17 protein-coding genes are annotated in these 15,971 nt (G+C 32.0%); 9 read left to right on the top strand and 8 right to left on the bottom strand.

The window, feature by feature from the left end; genetic code table 11:
- Positions 1-33 precede the first annotated feature (33 nt).
- Positions 34-2,901, top strand: a complete 2,868-nt coding sequence (locus ABD077_RS09840; protein ID WP_343912148.1) for an esterase-like activity of phytase family protein — start codon at positions 34-36, stop codon at positions 2,899-2,901.
- Positions 2,902-2,990: 89 nt separating this feature from the next.
- Here the strand turns inward: ABD077_RS09840 and ABD077_RS09835 are convergent, their stop codons facing one another.
- Together ABD077_RS09835 and ABD077_RS09830 are read right to left on the bottom strand one after the other, a co-directional pair.
- On the bottom strand, positions 2,991-3,449 hold the full coding sequence (locus tag ABD077_RS09835; protein ID WP_343912147.1) for a hypothetical protein: 459 nt from the start codon (positions 3,447-3,449) through the stop codon (positions 2,991-2,993).
- A 64-nt stretch (positions 3,450-3,513) separates the two neighbouring features.
- Entirely contained in the window at positions 3,514-4,275 is a 762-nt protein-coding gene (locus ABD077_RS09830) for an MBL fold metallo-hydrolase (RefSeq protein WP_299602157.1), read from the bottom strand.
- Positions 4,276-4,448: 173 nt separating this feature from the next.
- Here ABD077_RS09830 and ABD077_RS09825 point away from each other — a divergent pair, with 173 nt between their 5' ends.
- From ABD077_RS09825 to ABD077_RS09800, 6 genes are all read left to right on the top strand, one after another.
- Positions 4,449-5,894 carry a TonB-dependent receptor gene (locus tag ABD077_RS09825; RefSeq protein ID WP_299602159.1) on the top strand — a complete coding sequence of 482 codons (1,446 nt, stop codon included), beginning with the start codon at positions 4,449-4,451 and terminating at the stop codon, positions 5,892-5,894.
- A 91-nt stretch (positions 5,895-5,985) separates the two neighbouring features.
- On the top strand, positions 5,986-6,621 hold the full coding sequence (locus ABD077_RS09820; protein WP_299895972.1) for an HAD family hydrolase: 636 nt from the start codon (positions 5,986-5,988) through the stop codon (positions 6,619-6,621).
- Positions 6,622-6,628: 7 nt separating this feature from the next.
- Positions 6,629-7,453: an alpha/beta hydrolase gene (locus ABD077_RS09815; RefSeq protein ID WP_343912146.1), complete on the top strand. Its 825-nt coding sequence runs from the start codon at positions 6,629-6,631 to the stop codon at positions 7,451-7,453.
- Positions 7,454-7,457: 4 nt separating this feature from the next.
- A complete protein-coding gene (locus ABD077_RS09810) occupies positions 7,458-7,793 on the top strand; it encodes a TfoX/Sxy family protein (RefSeq protein ID WP_343912145.1) in 336 nt (111 codons plus the stop codon).
- Positions 7,794-7,905: 112 nt separating this feature from the next.
- Entirely contained in the window at positions 7,906-8,904 is a 999-nt protein-coding gene (locus tag ABD077_RS09805) for an RNA ligase, Rnl2 family (RefSeq protein ID WP_343912144.1), read from the top strand.
- A 66-nt stretch (positions 8,905-8,970) separates the two neighbouring features.
- Entirely contained in the window at positions 8,971-9,498 is a 528-nt protein-coding gene (locus ABD077_RS09800; RefSeq protein ID WP_343912143.1) for a hypothetical protein, read from the top strand.
- Positions 9,499-9,557: 59 nt separating this feature from the next.
- Here the strand turns inward: ABD077_RS09800 and ABD077_RS09795 are convergent, their stop codons facing one another.
- Positions 9,558-9,737 carry a type II toxin-antitoxin system antitoxin gene (locus tag ABD077_RS09795; protein ID WP_219007515.1) on the bottom strand — a complete coding sequence of 60 codons (180 nt, stop codon included), beginning with the start codon at positions 9,735-9,737 and terminating at the stop codon, positions 9,558-9,560.
- A 2-nt stretch (positions 9,738-9,739) separates the two neighbouring features.
- Positions 9,740-10,594 carry an SPFH domain-containing protein gene (locus tag ABD077_RS09790; protein WP_343912142.1) on the bottom strand — a complete coding sequence of 285 codons (855 nt, stop codon included), beginning with the start codon at positions 10,592-10,594 and terminating at the stop codon, positions 9,740-9,742.
- Between the two features lie 180 nt (positions 10,595-10,774).
- Between ABD077_RS09790 and ABD077_RS09785 the strand changes: the two genes are divergently transcribed.
- Positions 10,775-11,203, top strand: coding sequence for a DUF1801 domain-containing protein (locus ABD077_RS09785; RefSeq protein WP_343912141.1), 429 nt, complete (start codon positions 10,775-10,777; stop codon positions 11,201-11,203).
- A gap of 260 nt (positions 11,204-11,463) precedes the next feature.
- Here the strand turns inward: ABD077_RS09785 and ABD077_RS09780 are convergent, their stop codons facing one another.
- A complete protein-coding gene (locus tag ABD077_RS09780) occupies positions 11,464-13,581 on the bottom strand; it encodes a T9SS type A sorting domain-containing protein (RefSeq protein WP_343912140.1) in 2,118 nt (705 codons plus the stop codon).
- A 226-nt stretch (positions 13,582-13,807) separates the two neighbouring features.
- Positions 13,808-14,257 carry a thioredoxin-dependent thiol peroxidase gene (gene bcp, locus ABD077_RS09775; protein WP_343912139.1) on the bottom strand — a complete coding sequence of 150 codons (450 nt, stop codon included), beginning with the start codon at positions 14,255-14,257 and terminating at the stop codon, positions 13,808-13,810.
- 156 nt (positions 14,258-14,413) lie between these two features.
- On the opposite strand from bcp, the gene ABD077_RS09770 reads away from it, so the two are divergent.
- Positions 14,414-15,064 carry an endonuclease III domain-containing protein gene (locus ABD077_RS09770; RefSeq protein ID WP_343912138.1) on the top strand — a complete coding sequence of 217 codons (651 nt, stop codon included), beginning with the start codon at positions 14,414-14,416 and terminating at the stop codon, positions 15,062-15,064.
- A 40-nt stretch (positions 15,065-15,104) separates the two neighbouring features.
- Here ABD077_RS09770 and ABD077_RS09765 read toward each other — a convergent pair whose 3' ends face one another.
- Positions 15,105-15,254, bottom strand: a complete 150-nt coding sequence (locus tag ABD077_RS09765) for a hypothetical protein (protein WP_343912137.1) — start codon at positions 15,252-15,254, stop codon at positions 15,105-15,107.
- 75 nt (positions 15,255-15,329) lie between these two features.
- A complete protein-coding gene (locus ABD077_RS09760; protein WP_299602193.1) occupies positions 15,330-15,914 on the bottom strand; it encodes an RNA polymerase sigma factor in 585 nt (194 codons plus the stop codon).
- Positions 15,915-15,971: the final 57 nt, after the last annotated feature.

Genomic DNA, 15,971 nt, shown 5'->3' with positions numbered 1-15,971 from the left:
TTAATAACCAATTTAATCTTAATCGTATCACACATGAAAAATCATTCTTACTCTATGGTAAGTAGATTCAAGAAAACACTATGTGTTTCAGCTTGTTTAGGCTTACTTTTCTCTTCTTCAACTTTTGCACAAAAACAAAAAGATGAAACCAAACCATCCTTTGATCTTCCAAAAGACAATCATTATGGTAAAGAGGTTTATGCCAAAGGTAAAGGTAGATCATTCAGAAATTTTGGAGATCTATTATTCTCGCGAGCAGTATTAGACGCGTCTAGCTTTTCTGAAGGACCAACTTCTGGTTTATTTATTGGAAATGGTCCAATCAACCTACAAGAACTTCCATTTATAGGTAAACAACCGATTCAGGGTTTCTCTGCTGTAATAAATAACTTCGACGGAACATTCACTGCAATGTCTGATAATGGTTTTGGTAGCATTGAAAACTCTGCGGACTATAACTTACGTTTATACAAAATTAGACCTAGATTTGAAACGTTCTTTGGAAGAGGTGAAGGAGATATCCAAGTGCTTGATTTTATCGAACTAAGAGATCCTAATGGATTGATTCCTTTTGCTATTACCAACCACTTCAGTAATGAGAGAATACTTACAGGTGCTGATTTTGATATCGAATCTATTCAGAGAACAGCTAATGGTGACTACTGGATTGGTGATGAGTTTGGCCCATTCTTACTACATTTTGATAAGAATGGTGTCTTATTAGATGCACCTTATACACTACCTGATTTAGACAATCCTGGCAAAGAATTAAGAGCTCCGCAAAATCCTTTTAGCGAAGAAGCTAGTGCTATTAGAATTATGAATGCAATGCGTTCACATGCACAAGCAAATGGCAGTAAAGCACCAGTAATGTCTCCATGGTTTGTAATGTTAGATGATAATGATACAAATACATTGGTAGGAAGTAGAACCACTCCTACAAACGGATTATCAGAGGCTTCTAGCGAATTGTTTAATGTTTCTTCTTTAAACAGAGCAGGACACCCTGTGGTAGTTTATACTGTTAATGATTCTGAGAACATGAATCGACTATTAGATCTAGATCTGCAAGGTATCATTTCGGATCGTCCTGACTTATTATTAGAAGCAGTTCAAAATTTTGATAAAAACCAAGATGGGCGTTCGGACTATTTAGATGAAGAAGGACTTATCGATGTAAATCTTTTCGATGCTCAAGGACATCGTGGAGCTAGAAACTTACGCCCTGAAAACACCTTACCTTCTATGGAAGCTGCATTAGATCACTTAATGCCTACTTTAGAAACGGATTGCGGAATTACCTTAGACAAAGTTCCTGTTTTGGATCATGATCCACATATCGAAGCTGTAAAAACAAGAAAAGCAGATGGAACCCCTTATGAATTTGAGGATGAAGTATTGGTAAAAGATCTTACGATAGCTGAAATTCAAAATACTTTTATTGCAGACAAAATATTAGCTGGTAGACCTGTACAAACAAATGATCTAGCCTTATCTCCTGTATCTGTAGCTTTTGCTAATGAAAGAGGATTTATCGATCCTTATATCATGCCTTCTTTACAACAACTATTTGATTTTGTTGAGTTTTATGTGGAGTATTATAAAAATGGTGCTGGAGCATCAACACCAGATGCTACTAGACGATGGAAAAACGCGTCTAAAGTTCGTTTCAACATAGAAACAAAAATAAACCCGAGAACTGATGTAGATGATCGTGGAGATGTATTCGCAGAAAGAACTGTAGATCCAGAAACCTTTACACAAGCGATCGCAGATATTATCGTAGCCAACAATTTAGAGGATCGTGCAGATATTCAAAGTTTTGACTTTAGAACTTTACTGATCTCTCAAAAGCAATATCCTTCTATTAGAACGGTTTGTTTATTTGGTGATTTTCCAAAAGTAGGAGATGCCGGTGATGGAACAAATCTTCAGGATCAAAATGGTGAAAACACTCCTTGGTTAGCAGGAATGTACTGGCCATATAGAGTAACAAAATTAGATACACCTTTTAATGTAAAACAAAGTGGTGGTTTTGAGGGAATGGCTTTAACCACTGACAATACAAAATTACTACCATTATTAGAAAAACCATTAGAAGGTAGCGAATCTAATAACTTATTGATTCACGAATTTGATCTTGCTAGTAAATCATACACAAATAACAAATATGAATATCCGCTGAACGAAAGAGCAACTGCTATTGGTGATTTCATAATGTTTAGTGGAACAAGAGGGTTAATCATTGAAAGAGATGGTTCTCAAGGAGATTTAGAAGGTTTTAAAGCCATCTATGAAATCGAATTAGATCAGGATTCTACTTTAGTACAAAAGAGATTAAACGTTGATCTATTAAAAATAAGAGACCCAAGAAGAATTTCTGAGCCAGGATTACCTGGTGATGTAGGAATTGGAAGAGATTTTGCTTTCCCATTTGTTACTATAGAGAGTGTAGTAGTATTTAATCCCTTCCTTATTGGAGTATTAAATGACAACAACTATCCATTTAGTGTAGGAAGACATGTGGGCGAAGGATTACCAGATGATAATGAGTTTATCTTGCTATGGTTAGATCAACGATTAGGAATGCCGTGGTATACGAAAGAAAATACTACCTCAAGACTTCAAAATGATGATTTTAAAGCATACCCAAATACTTTTACGAATAAGGTAACTTTTGAGTATGCAAAAAATGACATCAAATCTGTAGCGATTGATATTTATGATGTAGCAGGAAATCTTGTGAAAAAAGTGGACAATACTTCTAATATTAATGAGAATGGTTTTGAATATACCTGGGATGCATTATCCGACGGAGGTGCTACAATAGCTACAGGAATTTACTTTGCCATTATAGAAGTGGATGGCGAATTCATTAAGAAAAAACTTGTAAAAAAATAAATCTAATGTATTAACCAACTTGCTAAAACCAAAAAAGACCTGTTTATTATGAACAGGTCTTTTTCTATTTGTAATTTTCTTTTTGTTTCTTATTGGCTTCTAGGATATAAAAAGGATTGTGCTACTTCAAAATCCACTACTCCATCCTTACGTACATCGTAAATAATAAATAATTGACCCCAATACACTCCATCGGTAAAATCTGCGATAATCCATTTATGATTTAACAATCGCACCTTATTAATTGCCATGTTTCCTTCCATTCCTGCATAAGGAACTATTGGATTATCAGCTCCAGCTTTGTTTTGAGCTATAATTTGGTCACTAATCGTTAATTCCAGTTTTTCTGCATCATAACCTTGTTCTTCGAAATAATTGATTGCTTCTTCATCACTTTCCAAAGAAAAATAAGTAAGTTCTAAAACACGATCTATCAACGAATCTCTTTCTAGATTTTTAGTTTCAATTTCTTTATCCTTTTCTGCTATTGTGGCCATTAGATTCTCAATCTTACCATCGTAAGATTCTTTGGCTTTTTTCGCATTCATGAACTGAAATAAAACGAACAAGACAGAAAAAATAAATAGGTATAGAAATATTCTACTTCGCATATTAAATGGTAATTTTTAAATTATCGTACGCCAAAAATACATTTTTGGGGAGTTGTTTTTGTACTTCTTCATGAAAGCCTAACATATGGCTAATATGTGTGAGATATGCTCTCTCGGGCTTTACTTCTTCTATAAATGCCAAAGCTTCGTCTAAATTAAAATGAGAATGATGTGGTTCTATTCGAAGTGCATTGACCACTAACACCTTTACTCCTTTTAATTTTTCGGTTTCTTCTTTCTCGATCGTTTTCATATCTGTTAGATAAGCAAAATCTTTAAATCTAAATCCAAAAACTTGCAATCTATTATGCATAAGATCAATGGGCATCACATCCAGGTTACCCAGTGAAAATGGTTGGTTAGTTAGTTCATTTTCTATAACACTGGGTGCTCCTGGATATTTATTTTCTGAAGAAAATATATAACTAAATCTTTCTCTTAAAGCTTCTAATACTCGTTTATGCGCATATACTGGAATATCACCTTGTCTAAAAAAGAATGGACGTATATCATCCATTCCCATGGTATGGTCTGCATGTTCGTGTGTAAAAAGAATTCCATCAATTCGTGTTACCTTATTGGCTAGCATCTGTTGTCTAAAATCAGGACCACAATCAATTACATACTGATATTTATCCCAAGAGACAAGTACAGATACTCGTAATCTTTTATCTTTTTGATCTTCACTTAAACAAACAGGATGTGTGCTTCCTATGATTGGAATTCCTTGTGATGTTCCGGTTCCAAGAAATGTAATTTCCATATTTAACTATGCGTACAAGCAAATGTACTTATAATTTTTTTGCGCCAAAAGTAATTCATTTCTACAGTTATTATTTATATCAATTATAAAATGCGAAAAATTACGTTCACTTTTTTTTAATAATCCTTAATCTATTAGTAACTTTACGTTAAACAAAAAAAGCCCATTTTGCTATGCCTATTACGATTATGGGAGACAAAGAATTTGAGTCTGTCCCTTCAATTAAAAGTAAAGCCTTACGAATTAATTTAAATGCCAATATATATGGCACCTTCGCTGAGATTGGTGCCGGACAAGAAACTGTACGAAATTTCTTTAGAGCTGGTGGTGCTTCAGGTACTATCGCGAAAGCCATGAGTGCTTATGACAAAGACTTTAGTGATGCTATCTACGGAATCGAAGATGATAAACGATATGTGACAGAAGCACGGTTAAAGAAAATGCTGAAGCACGAAGTAAAATTAGTCGAACAACGTATCAGCAGAGAAAAACATCCAAACAAATTATTTTTTAGTTACGCCAATACTGTTGCTACTATTGACTTTGCAAAAAAATATAAAGGTCATGGATGGGTAGGTATCAGATATCAAACGAAACCAGATGAAGATTATAATGAGATTATTCTTCATATTCGTTTTCATGAAAATGATGCCAAGTTACAACAGATGACACTTGGTATATTAGGAGTAAATTTAATTTACGGAGCCTACTACAAGTATGATAATCCAAAAAAATTACTTCGATATTTATACGATCATTTAGATAAAGATCAAATCGAAATTGATACCATTAATTTCTCTGGTCCGAGATTTAAGAAAGTAGATAACCGATTGATGAGTTTACAATTGGTTAAAAATGGAATGACTGAAGCTGTAATGTTTGGTCCTGATGGTAATAACGTTTTACCAGCAGCTGTATTATACAAAAAGAACATTCTCGCACTTCGTGGTAGTTTTAGACCAGTGACCAAAGTAAACATGGATATTTACAAGAAATCATTAAACATGTTTCTTAATGAGAATAAGGTAAATAAGAATAAAACCATAGAGATTTTTGAAATTACACTTTCTAACCTAAGAGCAGAAGGAGAAATCGATGAAGAAGATTTTATGTCTAGAGCCAGGTTGTTATGTTCATTAGGACAAACTGTAATGATCTCCAACTTCCAGGAATATTATAAAGTTGTAGAATATTTCTCCAATTATACCAAAGAGCGAATGGCTTTATCTATGGGGGTAAATAATCTAGTAGATATTTTTGACGAAAAATATTATCGACACTTAAGTGGTGGTATTTTGGAAGCTTTTGGAAAATTGTTCTTTAAGGATCTGAAAGTATACCTCTACCCTCTTAAAAATCCAAAGACAGGAGAGCTTACAACCAGTGAAAATCTGAAAGTACATCCAAGAATGAAGGAATTATACAAGTTCTTTAAATATAATGGTAAACTGCAAGATATTGTGGACTATGATCCTACGATTATGGATATTTTCTCTAGAGAAGTTTTACAAAAGATACAAGACGGAGAATCTGGTTGGGAAGAACAACTACCAGAACTTATTCCAGAAATGATTAAGGAGAATAATTTCTTCGGATATAAAGAAACAGAGACCGTTTAATTATATTGATGATCAAATGAATTTCTATTCATAGAAAACAACAAATAGCTACCTTTTGAGGTGGCTATTTGTTTTTATACCTAACAAAAAAATGAATAACACCAAAATCATCGTCTTTGATTTATATAATACTTTGATCGAAATTACACAACAAAATCATTTCTTTCTACAGCTTTTTAAAAAGTCAAAAAATGGTTTTGGGTTAAAGATTTCAGCATATCTCCAATGTATAATGAAAAACGATATTGGTAACTTAAAAAATATGTTACCTGAGGATTTTAGTTTTTTATATAGTCAAAATTTTTCTATTCTTGAACAAGAATTAAATTCAATACATGTGTACAAAGAGACTTTTGGAGTTCTCGAAGATCTAAAAAATGATTATAGGTTATTTTTAATTTCCAATTTAGCCTCACCATACAAGGAACCATTTTTCACAAACAATCTGAATCAATATTTTGAGAAGGTAATTTTCTCCTGTGATTATGGTATTTTAAAACCGAATAAAGAAATTTTTCAGGAGGTTGAAAAAATCACAAAGAACAAAGCTTCTGAAATACTCATGATTGGTGATTCGCTTAAGTCTGATATCATAGGTGCTAAAAACATGAAGTGGAATTACTTAAAAATTAATCGAAATACTGAGATTTCAAATAAATATGAAATAAAAAACCTAAATGAAATAAGAAAACACCTAAAACCTAGTTACATCAATTTACAGAAATAAAGCACAAATGAAGATTCAAAATATTTTTATAACATTCATATGCTGCCTCCTTAGCAATATAGTTTTAGCTCAAAATAAGCATACTACTACTCCACTTTCAATTGGAGAAAAAATCGAATTTCAATCAAAAATTCTAAAAGAAAAAAGAGTACTGAATATTTATTTACCTCATAAATACTCTAAAGATTCTATAAAAACGTATCCTGTAATTTATCTATTAGATGGTTCTATAGATGAAGATTTTATTCATATATCAGGTCTCGTACAATTTGGTTCATTCTCCTGGATTCGCATGATCCCAGAATCTATTGTAGTTGGTATAGCCAATGTAGATAGAAAAAGAGATTTTACCTATCCTACTAATAATAAAAAAGACAAAGAGGATTTTCCTACTACAGGTGGATCAGAAAATTTTATCAATTTTATTGAAAAAGAATTACAACCCTTCATAGAGAAAAAATACAAGACAACTACTACTAAAACTATCATAGGACAATCCTTAGGCGGACTTTTGGCAACAGAAATTTTATTTAAAAAACCTAATCTTTTCGATAACTATATCATTACAAGTCCTAGTTTATGGTGGGATGATGAATCGTTACTTACATATGTTCCTACGCCTTATAACTCTGAAAAATCAATTTATATTGCTGTTGGTGAAGAAGGGGAAATTATGAAAAAAGTTGCTAAAGAATTATATGACAAATTACAATTACTACAGAACGATAATACCGAATTGTACTACGAATTTTTCGAAAAGCAAAATCATGGAGATGCATTACATTTAGCAGTCTATAACGCTTTCGAAAAAATCTTCAAATCTAAAAAATAAAAAAATGGCTTCTGATCAAAACTTTGTAGATTTTGTAGTAGGACAAATCAAAAATACTGGAGAAATAACTGCAAAAAAGATGTTTGGAGAATATGGAGTATATGCTGACGGTAAAATGTTTGGTCTTATTTGTGATAATAAACTATTTATAAAACCTACTACATCAGGAAGAGATTTTATTAAAAATGTAGTGGAGGCTCCTCCCTATCCTGGAGCTAAACCAAGTTTCTTGATCGAAGAAAAAATAGAGGATTCGGATTGGTTAAGTGAACTAGTGAGCATTACCATTAAAGAACTACCTGATCCAAAACCGAAGAGAAAAAAGAAGAAAAATTCTTAAATACTATAGAACCTCTAAAACATCAAGTATAAGAATAAAATTGAAAAATAAGAGTAACAATTAAGTGCATAATGATACATATAATAAAGTTAGATGCAATTAGAAGAAATAAATGTTTAAAAAATATACTTCCATAGAAAACACATACCGTGACGAATTTTTAGATAGAATTAAAGGTCATGGATTTTGGGATGATGAGTTTATTGTTCAAGAGAAAGTTCATGGAGCCAATCTAAGTTACTGGACAACAAATGGGGAAGACTTTTTTTCTGCAAAAAGGACTGACCAAATATCTAATGATGAAAAATTCTATAATCATGATTTGATTCTAAAACGAATAGAACCTAAGCTTAAAAACATTTGGTTAGACTTAAAAAGTGAATTTGAGGACTTAAAACAACTAACAATTTTCGGAGAAATAATTGGTGGAGATTATCCTCATAAAGAAGTTGAAAGTGATAAAAAATCAATAATGGTTCAAAAAGGAATATTTTATAGCCCTAAAAATCACTTTTACGCTTTTGATATCTTAATCAATTCAGAAATCTATCTAAATGTTGATGTGTCTAATGAACATTTTGAAAAACAAAATTTGCTTCACGCTAAAACTGTGTTTAGAGGAAATATCAACGAATGCATGAATTATCCTAACGATTTTAATTCAACGTTACCTAAGGAATTCAATCTTCCTGAATTAGTTCCAAACATTGTCGAGGGAGTAGTTATTAAACCAACAAAAACAAGACATTTCAATAATGGTGTTCGAGTTATTCTTAAGAATAAGAATGAGAAATGGTCTGAAAACAAAAAATATCATAAATCCATAAAATTGGAAGATGAACTTTCTGATAAAGTGGTTAAGCTTCAAGAAGCCATTTTAACCTATGTAACTGAAAACAGATTGAATAATGTTATTAGCAAAATTGGAGAAGTTTCTCAGAAGGATTTCGGAAGAGTATTGGGGATGTTTAATAAAGATGTTGTAGAGGATTTTTTGAAAGATTATCATCAAATAACTGACCAACTGGAAAAAAAAGAATTGAAACTGATTACTAAATCCTTTGCTAAAACTGCAACCGAATTAGTGAACGATAAAATAAAAAGCACCTAACAATTTGTATATTGCATATGCTCCCTTCGGGAAGCAAACGCAACATACAAGGAACGATATACTCTCTTGAAAAACTATATTTTTATTCTTATTTCTATTGCAACCTTTAGTTGTTCTCAAAACAAAGACAATATTATAGAATTTGAAAAAGTCCTGGGAGCTAAAGAAACAAAAGCTCTGGATTTATTAGTTTCTGATTTCGAAAAGAATCTAAAAAAGATTTATCCAAAGTTATCCACTGAAAAAGGTTACACACAGTATTTAAAGGACTTAATTTCTAAACCACCTACTCATCCAGAAAAGTTTAATTTTCAATCTGATAAAACAAATTTAGAATTTCATAAAAGTGGATTATGGGATGATATTTATAGCAAAGCCTCCGAATCAGGCTTAACAGTTAACACTACCGGAAAATACATTCAGGCTCTATTTAGTATTAAAAAACCAGACTCTTTGATAAAAGTATATAGAGAAAAACGAAAGGCAGTTGGTATGATGCAAAATGAATTATTTGTTAATGGAATTTTGAACTCTAATCCAAATTTCAACAATTATTTTCATAAGCGAATTGTTGTTCTAGAATTTAGTTTTTAAACATAACCATATAGCTAGTAAAAAGACAAAACGGATTTGCATAAAAAAGTGACAACTCATTAAGAATCATCACTTTCATCTTTTCGTTTTTTGGGTAGTCTTTTTGCTTCTTTTAAGCTTTTATTGATCATCCATTCGATCTGTCCGTTCACGCTACGAAATTCATCATCTGCCCATTTTTCGATCTGCTTAAACATCTCTGGGTCTATTCTTAGTACAAATGATTTTCTTTTACTCACAATTAAGAATTTAGAGTTCCAGCATTTACTACCGGAACAGCTTCTTTATCACCGCATAAAACTACCATTAAATTACTTACCATAGAAGCTTTTTTATCATCATCAAAGTCTATGATGTTATCCGTAGACAATTTTTGCAACGCATCTTCTACCATACCTACCGCTCCTTCTACTATTTTCTTTCTAGCTGCTACAATAGCAACAGCTTGCTGTCTTTTTAACATAGAACTTGCAATCTCTGGTGCATATGCCAAATATCCAATTCTAGCTTCCATCACTTTAATACCAGCAATTGCCAAACGCTCGGTAACTTCGTTTTCTAAAGCTTCATTTACTTCATCCATACCCGATCTAAGTGTAAATTCAGCTTGCTCATCATCGAAATTATCATATGGATACGATCCCGCCAATTTACGAACGGCAGCATCGGTTTGAACCTTTACAAACTCTTCATAATTATCTACATCAAAAGCTGATTTATAAGTATCTGCTACCTGCCAGACCAAAATTACATTGATCATGATGGGGTTTCCGATTTTATCATTCACCTTTACACGTTCACTATCAAAATTTCTAGCTCTTAATGAAATTTTCTGACGACTAAAAAAAGGATTTGCCCAAAAGAAACCATTATCTCTAACCGTTCCTTTATAAGCTCCAAACAATACCAACACCTTAGAACTATTTGGATTGACTATAAAAAAACCTTTCACTATTAATATAATTGGTAGTATAAAGATTAAAAATAATGGATTATCCATTGTTACCAAACCTACTATCGTACCTACAATAAATACTAGCAGTACCATAAGCATTACATATCCATTCGTTGCTTTAATTTTAGTCTCTTTATTCATAATGATATTATTTTGATATCACAATAATACTAAATTTATTTGAATTTTGAAAATCACAGATCATAAAACAGGTAAAACTAGCGCAATTATCACATTCAAATTCTTAGGAAGTATTATAAGAATGAAATAATTATTTACATAACTTAGAGGCTCTAAAACATAAAACAGTGTTATAAACAAATGGCCGCATTTAATATTCAGGTAAATCCAAAAGTACAATCGGTGTATGATTCATATCCCAATCATATTCACCCAAAAATTATGGACCTTAGAAACTTGATAATTAAGACAGCAAAAGAAATAGAAGGAATATCTAATATAGAAGAAACCCTAAAATGGGGAGAACCAAGCTTCTTAACTAAAAAAGGAAGTACCATCCGAATAGATTGGAAAAAAGGCGCACCCGATCAGTATGCAATGTATTTTCAATGCACTAGCAAACTAGTTACCACCTTTAGAGTAGTTTATAAAGACACTTTTCAGTTTGAAGGAAATAGAGCCATTGTTTTCCCTTTAGATTTTAAAATTCCTGAATCAGAGCTCAAAAGCTGTATAAAGGCTGCCTTACAATATCATTCTGTAAAACATTTACCTACTTTAGGCATGTAGATCCGCCAGAGTAAGTTGATGATAATTCGATAGGAAAATGTTTTTAGACTTTAAATATTCATCAATTTTATAATGGAATCTATAGAAATCTCATCAGTAAAAATCTCCATAAAGTTCACAGAACATTCAAAGAATATTCAAATAACTTCTCTCGTTTTCAAACTGTTTATGTTTTACTGGCGAGGAGATCCTTGGAACATTGACGCTTCTAGAACAAAGAAAGCCATATGTCTAGTAAATATGGCTTTAAGTTGTAAAGGTTAATTTTTAATTAATTTTTTAACCACCCTATCACCTGAATTATTCTTTATTTTTAACAAATAGACACCTTTCGTTAAAGAAGACACGTCTATTTCCCTTGATTCTAATTTTTTACTGATTATTTTCTTTCCTTGCATATCATAAATATCTACAGATGAAATATCTAAGGAACTGAAATTTTTAATATAAATAGAAGTATTTGCTGGATTTGGATAAAAGGAAACTATTTCCTCATTAAACTCAATATCCTCATTAGATAGAGTATTATCATGAACCAATTCTACCACACCCCAACAGGAATCAAAAGTACCGATATCTAAAGTGATATTTCCAGAATTATCTGTCTGTACAGAAAGATCCACAGATTGCTTACCAGGAATGTGAAGTTTTGCTCCTACAATAGCATTTGGGAAAACAGCAGATGGAATTTGCACAGAAATATCACTATGGCCTTGAGCAGCATCATTAGAAGCATCATATTTTCTATTGACTAAATGCAACACATAAGGCGCATCGGGATCATTAGAAGACTTTCTTGGCAAGGCAGAGATTAAATAATTGACCCACTGATTATTACTTAAAACATTAATCTTCCATGAGGTAAGTCCAAGTATATCTCCTGAATTATTCATAGAAACTATATTAGTACCACTAGAGTTAATAGTTGCATTTTGCTCTGTCGTTAAATATTGAATATCACTATCATGCACTACCACATCATATTGCGATAATTCTGAAGCAGAAGGATTTATAGGTTGATCAGGATCCCCGAATATTTTTAGATCAAATGAAATATTTCTTGTTACTAAATAATCAAGTGTTTGACGTGCATTCGAACTACCGGACATTCCACCTTCTAATAAAGAAGCGTAGACAGAATAAGCAAGAGCCACGTTCGACACTGCCTGATAATCATCAAATAAATCGCTATGATCATGAACAAATGCGTATAAATCTGCAAAATTTTCCCAACCAGTATCCCAAGTATTGCTTCCTCCTATCCATACTCTACCTGGAATTGTAAAAATAGAGCCAGTAGCATATGCTTGTGCAATCCATGCTCGGGCTTGTCTAGGAGAATTTCTATTATACAACGCCTGAAATGCATCTGGATATGGAAAATATATTAAAGTTTTATCAAGAGCTTCAGCAGCTTTATAATGTAATAGCGGCTCTGTAGAGGGACTTGTCGCCGGATCATGAGGATGACCATATTCTCCTGCTAGATATGTTAATCGATCGGAGAAAACAAACCCTCTAGGTTCCACTACGTTTGTAGTTGCTCCAATGTCGATACCAGGTCTAATTGTATCTATATAATCAAATAGCTCTTCCATTGTATCATTTAGAGATTGGCGCTGGAAATAAACAAAATCCTTATATAATGGTATATTACCTTCTATACTATTTGCTTGACCTCTATAACTTTGAAGCGTAAATCCTCTATTAATTAGGAACTGACGATAATCAAAATTATCAATATTATTAATTCCTTGATTCATAAGTTGCTGAGTGGTGTACTTATCTTTCATATATGCTCTAAAACCATTCATCGAATGCACAGAAAAATCTCCTCCTAGCCAATGCAACGTTCTTGTAGCAGATGTTTGTGAATCAAACATCATATGTGTTACAGGTGCTAAAGTCATTCGATCTACCTGATATTTTAACCATTCCAAAAAATCCGGCCCTTGATGGCTCATCCAACTATGAATCTGACCATTATATGTACCTCCATTATCCGCAGCATTTCCCCAATGAATATTATTACCATTAAGATCTTTTGCCCAATACGATTCTGGATCATCCATAAAATCAACCATCCATTTCCATCCCCAATCAAATTCTCCTCTACCAAAATAATACTTACCATTTGAAGTACGATTTTCTACTTTTGTAACCCATTGATTCATTGCCGCATCAGACTCAATACTTGCATTTGGCATAAATCCCCAAAAAATACCATCAGCTTTATATTGATCATAATTAAAAGGAGTAGCTGCTGATTCTTGTGTAAATAATACAGTGGATTTATTTATTAAGGAATTAGATGTTTGTGCATAAATATTAATACAATAAATAATAATAATAATTAGAGTGAGTGAAGTTCTTTTCATAGGTTTTAATTTTTTTCTCAATAATTAACTTTGGTTGATAAAATCATGATCCAAAAATATTTCTACTACAATAAAATGTTAGAAAAGAAATAGAATTCGTTATGAGTTAACTAGTAAGTGTTTTTTTAATGATTTGGTAGCTTTTTTCGATCTAAAAATAGAAAAAAGCCATATGTCTGAAACATATGGCTTTTAAAAATTATGTATTGTCTAGTTTAAATCTAGTTTATAAAATCTGTGCAGCGTGTTCTTTGGTTTTTACTTTTGTAATTACTTCAGATAATACTCCATTTTCATCAATAACAAAAGTAGTACGATGAATACCATCATATTCTTTGCCCATGAATTTTTTTGGTCCCCAAACACCAAAAGCTTCGATAACCTTTTTATCCTCATCAGCTAATAGAGGATAAGGCAATTCATATTTATTTTTGAAATTTTGTTGTCTTTTTGCACTATCGGCACTCACACCAAGAATCTCATACCCTTGAGATTGGAACGTTTGGTAATTGTCTTTCAAGTTACAAGCTTCGGCAGTACAACCTGGTGTGCTCGCTTTAGGGTAGAAAAAAACGACAAGTTTTTTTCCTTTATAATCTTCTAAACTAATGGTATTACCATCTTGATCTAGTGCCGAGAAGTTTGGAGCTTTATCTCCCGCTTTTAATGATGTCATATTATTATGGTTAATTATAAAAATTAAATTTTGTTTAAACTTTTTTGTTAAAGTTAGAACAAAATTATTTTTCTGAAACAATTTTATTAAAAATTTATGTTTTTATTAGATTCTTAAAAACATACAAATATTCATATTTTAGCACAAAAATAAGTTATGACTAAAAAGGAAAAAGTAGATTTCACCATACATACTCTTAAAGAGTTATATCCAACCATCCCTATTCCCTTAGATCATAAAGACCCATATACTTTACTGATTGCCGTTTTAATGAGTGCTCAGAGTACTGATGTGAGAGTTAACCAAATCACTCCACTCCTATTCGAACGTGCTGATAACCCCTACACTATGGTAAAGTTATCTGTGGAAGAAATTAGAGAAATTATCAAACCTGTAGGATTAAGTCCAATGAAGTCCAAAGGTATCCATGGATTATCACAAATACTAATTGACCAACACAATGGAGAAGTTCCACAAAGTTTTGAAGCACTGGAAGCATTGCCAGCAGTTGGACATAAAACAGCCAGTGTAGTAATGTCTCAAGCCTTTGGAGTACCAGCATTTCCAATAGACACACACATACATCGTTTAATGTATCGTTGGGGTTTTAGTAATGGTAAGAATGTTACTCAAACCGAAAAAGATGCAAAACGTTTGTTCCCAAGAGAATTGTGGAATGATCTACATCTTCAGATCATATGGTATGGACGAGAATACTCTCCTGCGCGAGGATGGAATCTAGATAACGATATTATTACAAAGACAATTGGAAGAAAATCTGTAATTAACGAGTATTATAAAAAATAAAAGACCTGTTTTGGAAACAGGTCTTTTACAAAGTTTAGTTTTAATTTAGAAGCGCTTCAAACTTCATTTTCTTATAATCTATAACACTTAAAGCCTTTGAGTAATTTAAAAGAAAATCTACTGTAATTTTCTTTGGTACTAATTGTTGTTGCTCCTCTTTATGAGAAGACTTAAAGTAAAATTTTGCCATATTAATTTATCTTAAATTAAGGGTTATTTTTTTATAAATAACGAGGCAAATTCTACTTTATTGCATAAAGAAATGTTAATTTGTTAGAACAATATTATTTTTCTCTATTACTTTTCTTAAGTTAATTAATGCATAACGCATTCTTCCTAAAGCAGTATTGATACTTACACCTGTTTTATCAGAAATCTCTTTAAAACTCATATCACGGTACATACGCATTACCAAAACTTCTTTTTGATCTTCTGGAAGCTCTTGTATAAGGTTTCTTAAATCTTCCTCTACCTGATCTTTAATAATTCTTTTTTCAGCATTTAAATCACCATCACTGATAACAGAAAATATACTAAACTCTCCATTATCCTCGAATTTTGGCATTCTGTTTCCTTTTCTAAAGTGATCGATAACTAAATTATGTGCAATTCTCATTACCCATGGTAAAAATTTACCCTCTTCGTTATACTTTCCAAGTTTTAGCGTACGAATTACTTTAATAAAAGTATCCTGAAATATATCTTCTGATACATCTCTATCAAAAACTTTAGAATAAATAAAACTGTAAATACGTTGTTTATGACGTTCGATTAGTGTAGAAAGTGCGCTTTCGTCACCTTTGATGTAATTATTAACCAGCACAGCGTCTGAAATAGTGTAATCCTTCATACCTATTACTTTATTTAGTACCAACAAGCTTGGGGCTCGGGCTTTGTTAAACTTTAA

It is taken from the genome of Aquimarina litoralis (assembly GCF_039523995.1).
GTDB classification, from domain to species: Bacteria; Bacteroidota; Bacteroidia; order Flavobacteriales; family Flavobacteriaceae; genus Aquimarina; species Aquimarina litoralis.
Note: the sequence above shows the minus strand (reverse complement) of the source record. Positions and strands in the feature narration are given on the sequence as shown.

Excerpts from the sequence above, each read along its gene's own strand:
- ABD077_RS09770 (WP_343912138.1), top strand. The coding sequence starts at position 14,414 with ATGACTAAAAAGGAAAAAGTAGATTTCACCATACATACTCTTAAAGAG.
- ABD077_RS09840 (WP_343912148.1), top strand. The coding sequence starts at position 34 with ATGAAAAATCATTCTTACTCTATGGTAAGTAGATTCAAGAAAACACTA.
- ABD077_RS09785 (WP_343912141.1), top strand. The coding sequence starts at position 10,775 with ATGGCCGCATTTAATATTCAGGTAAATCCAAAAGTACAATCGGTGTAT.
- ABD077_RS09780 (WP_343912140.1), bottom strand. The coding sequence starts at position 13,581 with ATGAAAAGAACTTCACTCACTCTAATTATTATTATTATTTATTGTATT.
- bcp (WP_343912139.1), bottom strand. The coding sequence starts at position 14,257 with ATGACATCATTAAAAGCGGGAGATAAAGCTCCAAACTTCTCGGCACTA.
- ABD077_RS09810 (WP_343912145.1), top strand. The coding sequence starts at position 7,458 with ATGGCTTCTGATCAAAACTTTGTAGATTTTGTAGTAGGACAAATCAAA.
- ABD077_RS09790 (WP_343912142.1), bottom strand. The coding sequence starts at position 10,594 with ATGAATAAAGAGACTAAAATTAAAGCAACGAATGGATATGTAATGCTT.
- ABD077_RS09835 (WP_343912147.1), bottom strand. The coding sequence starts at position 3,449 with ATGAATGCGAAAAAAGCCAAAGAATCTTACGATGGTAAGATTGAGAAT.
- ABD077_RS09765 (WP_343912137.1), bottom strand. The coding sequence starts at position 15,254 with ATGGCAAAATTTTACTTTAAGTCTTCTCATAAAGAGGAGCAACAACAA.
- ABD077_RS09760 (WP_299602193.1), bottom strand. The coding sequence starts at position 15,914 with ATGAAGGATTACACTATTTCAGACGCTGTGCTGGTTAATAATTACATC.
- ABD077_RS09825 (WP_299602159.1), top strand. The coding sequence starts at position 4,449 with ATGCCTATTACGATTATGGGAGACAAAGAATTTGAGTCTGTCCCTTCA.
- ABD077_RS09815 (WP_343912146.1), top strand. The coding sequence starts at position 6,629 with ATGAAGATTCAAAATATTTTTATAACATTCATATGCTGCCTCCTTAGC.
- ABD077_RS09805 (WP_343912144.1), top strand. The coding sequence starts at position 7,906 with ATGTTTAAAAAATATACTTCCATAGAAAACACATACCGTGACGAATTT.
- ABD077_RS09830 (WP_299602157.1), bottom strand. The coding sequence starts at position 4,275 with ATGGAAATTACATTTCTTGGAACCGGAACATCACAAGGAATTCCAATC.
- ABD077_RS09820 (WP_299895972.1), top strand. The coding sequence starts at position 5,986 with ATGAATAACACCAAAATCATCGTCTTTGATTTATATAATACTTTGATC.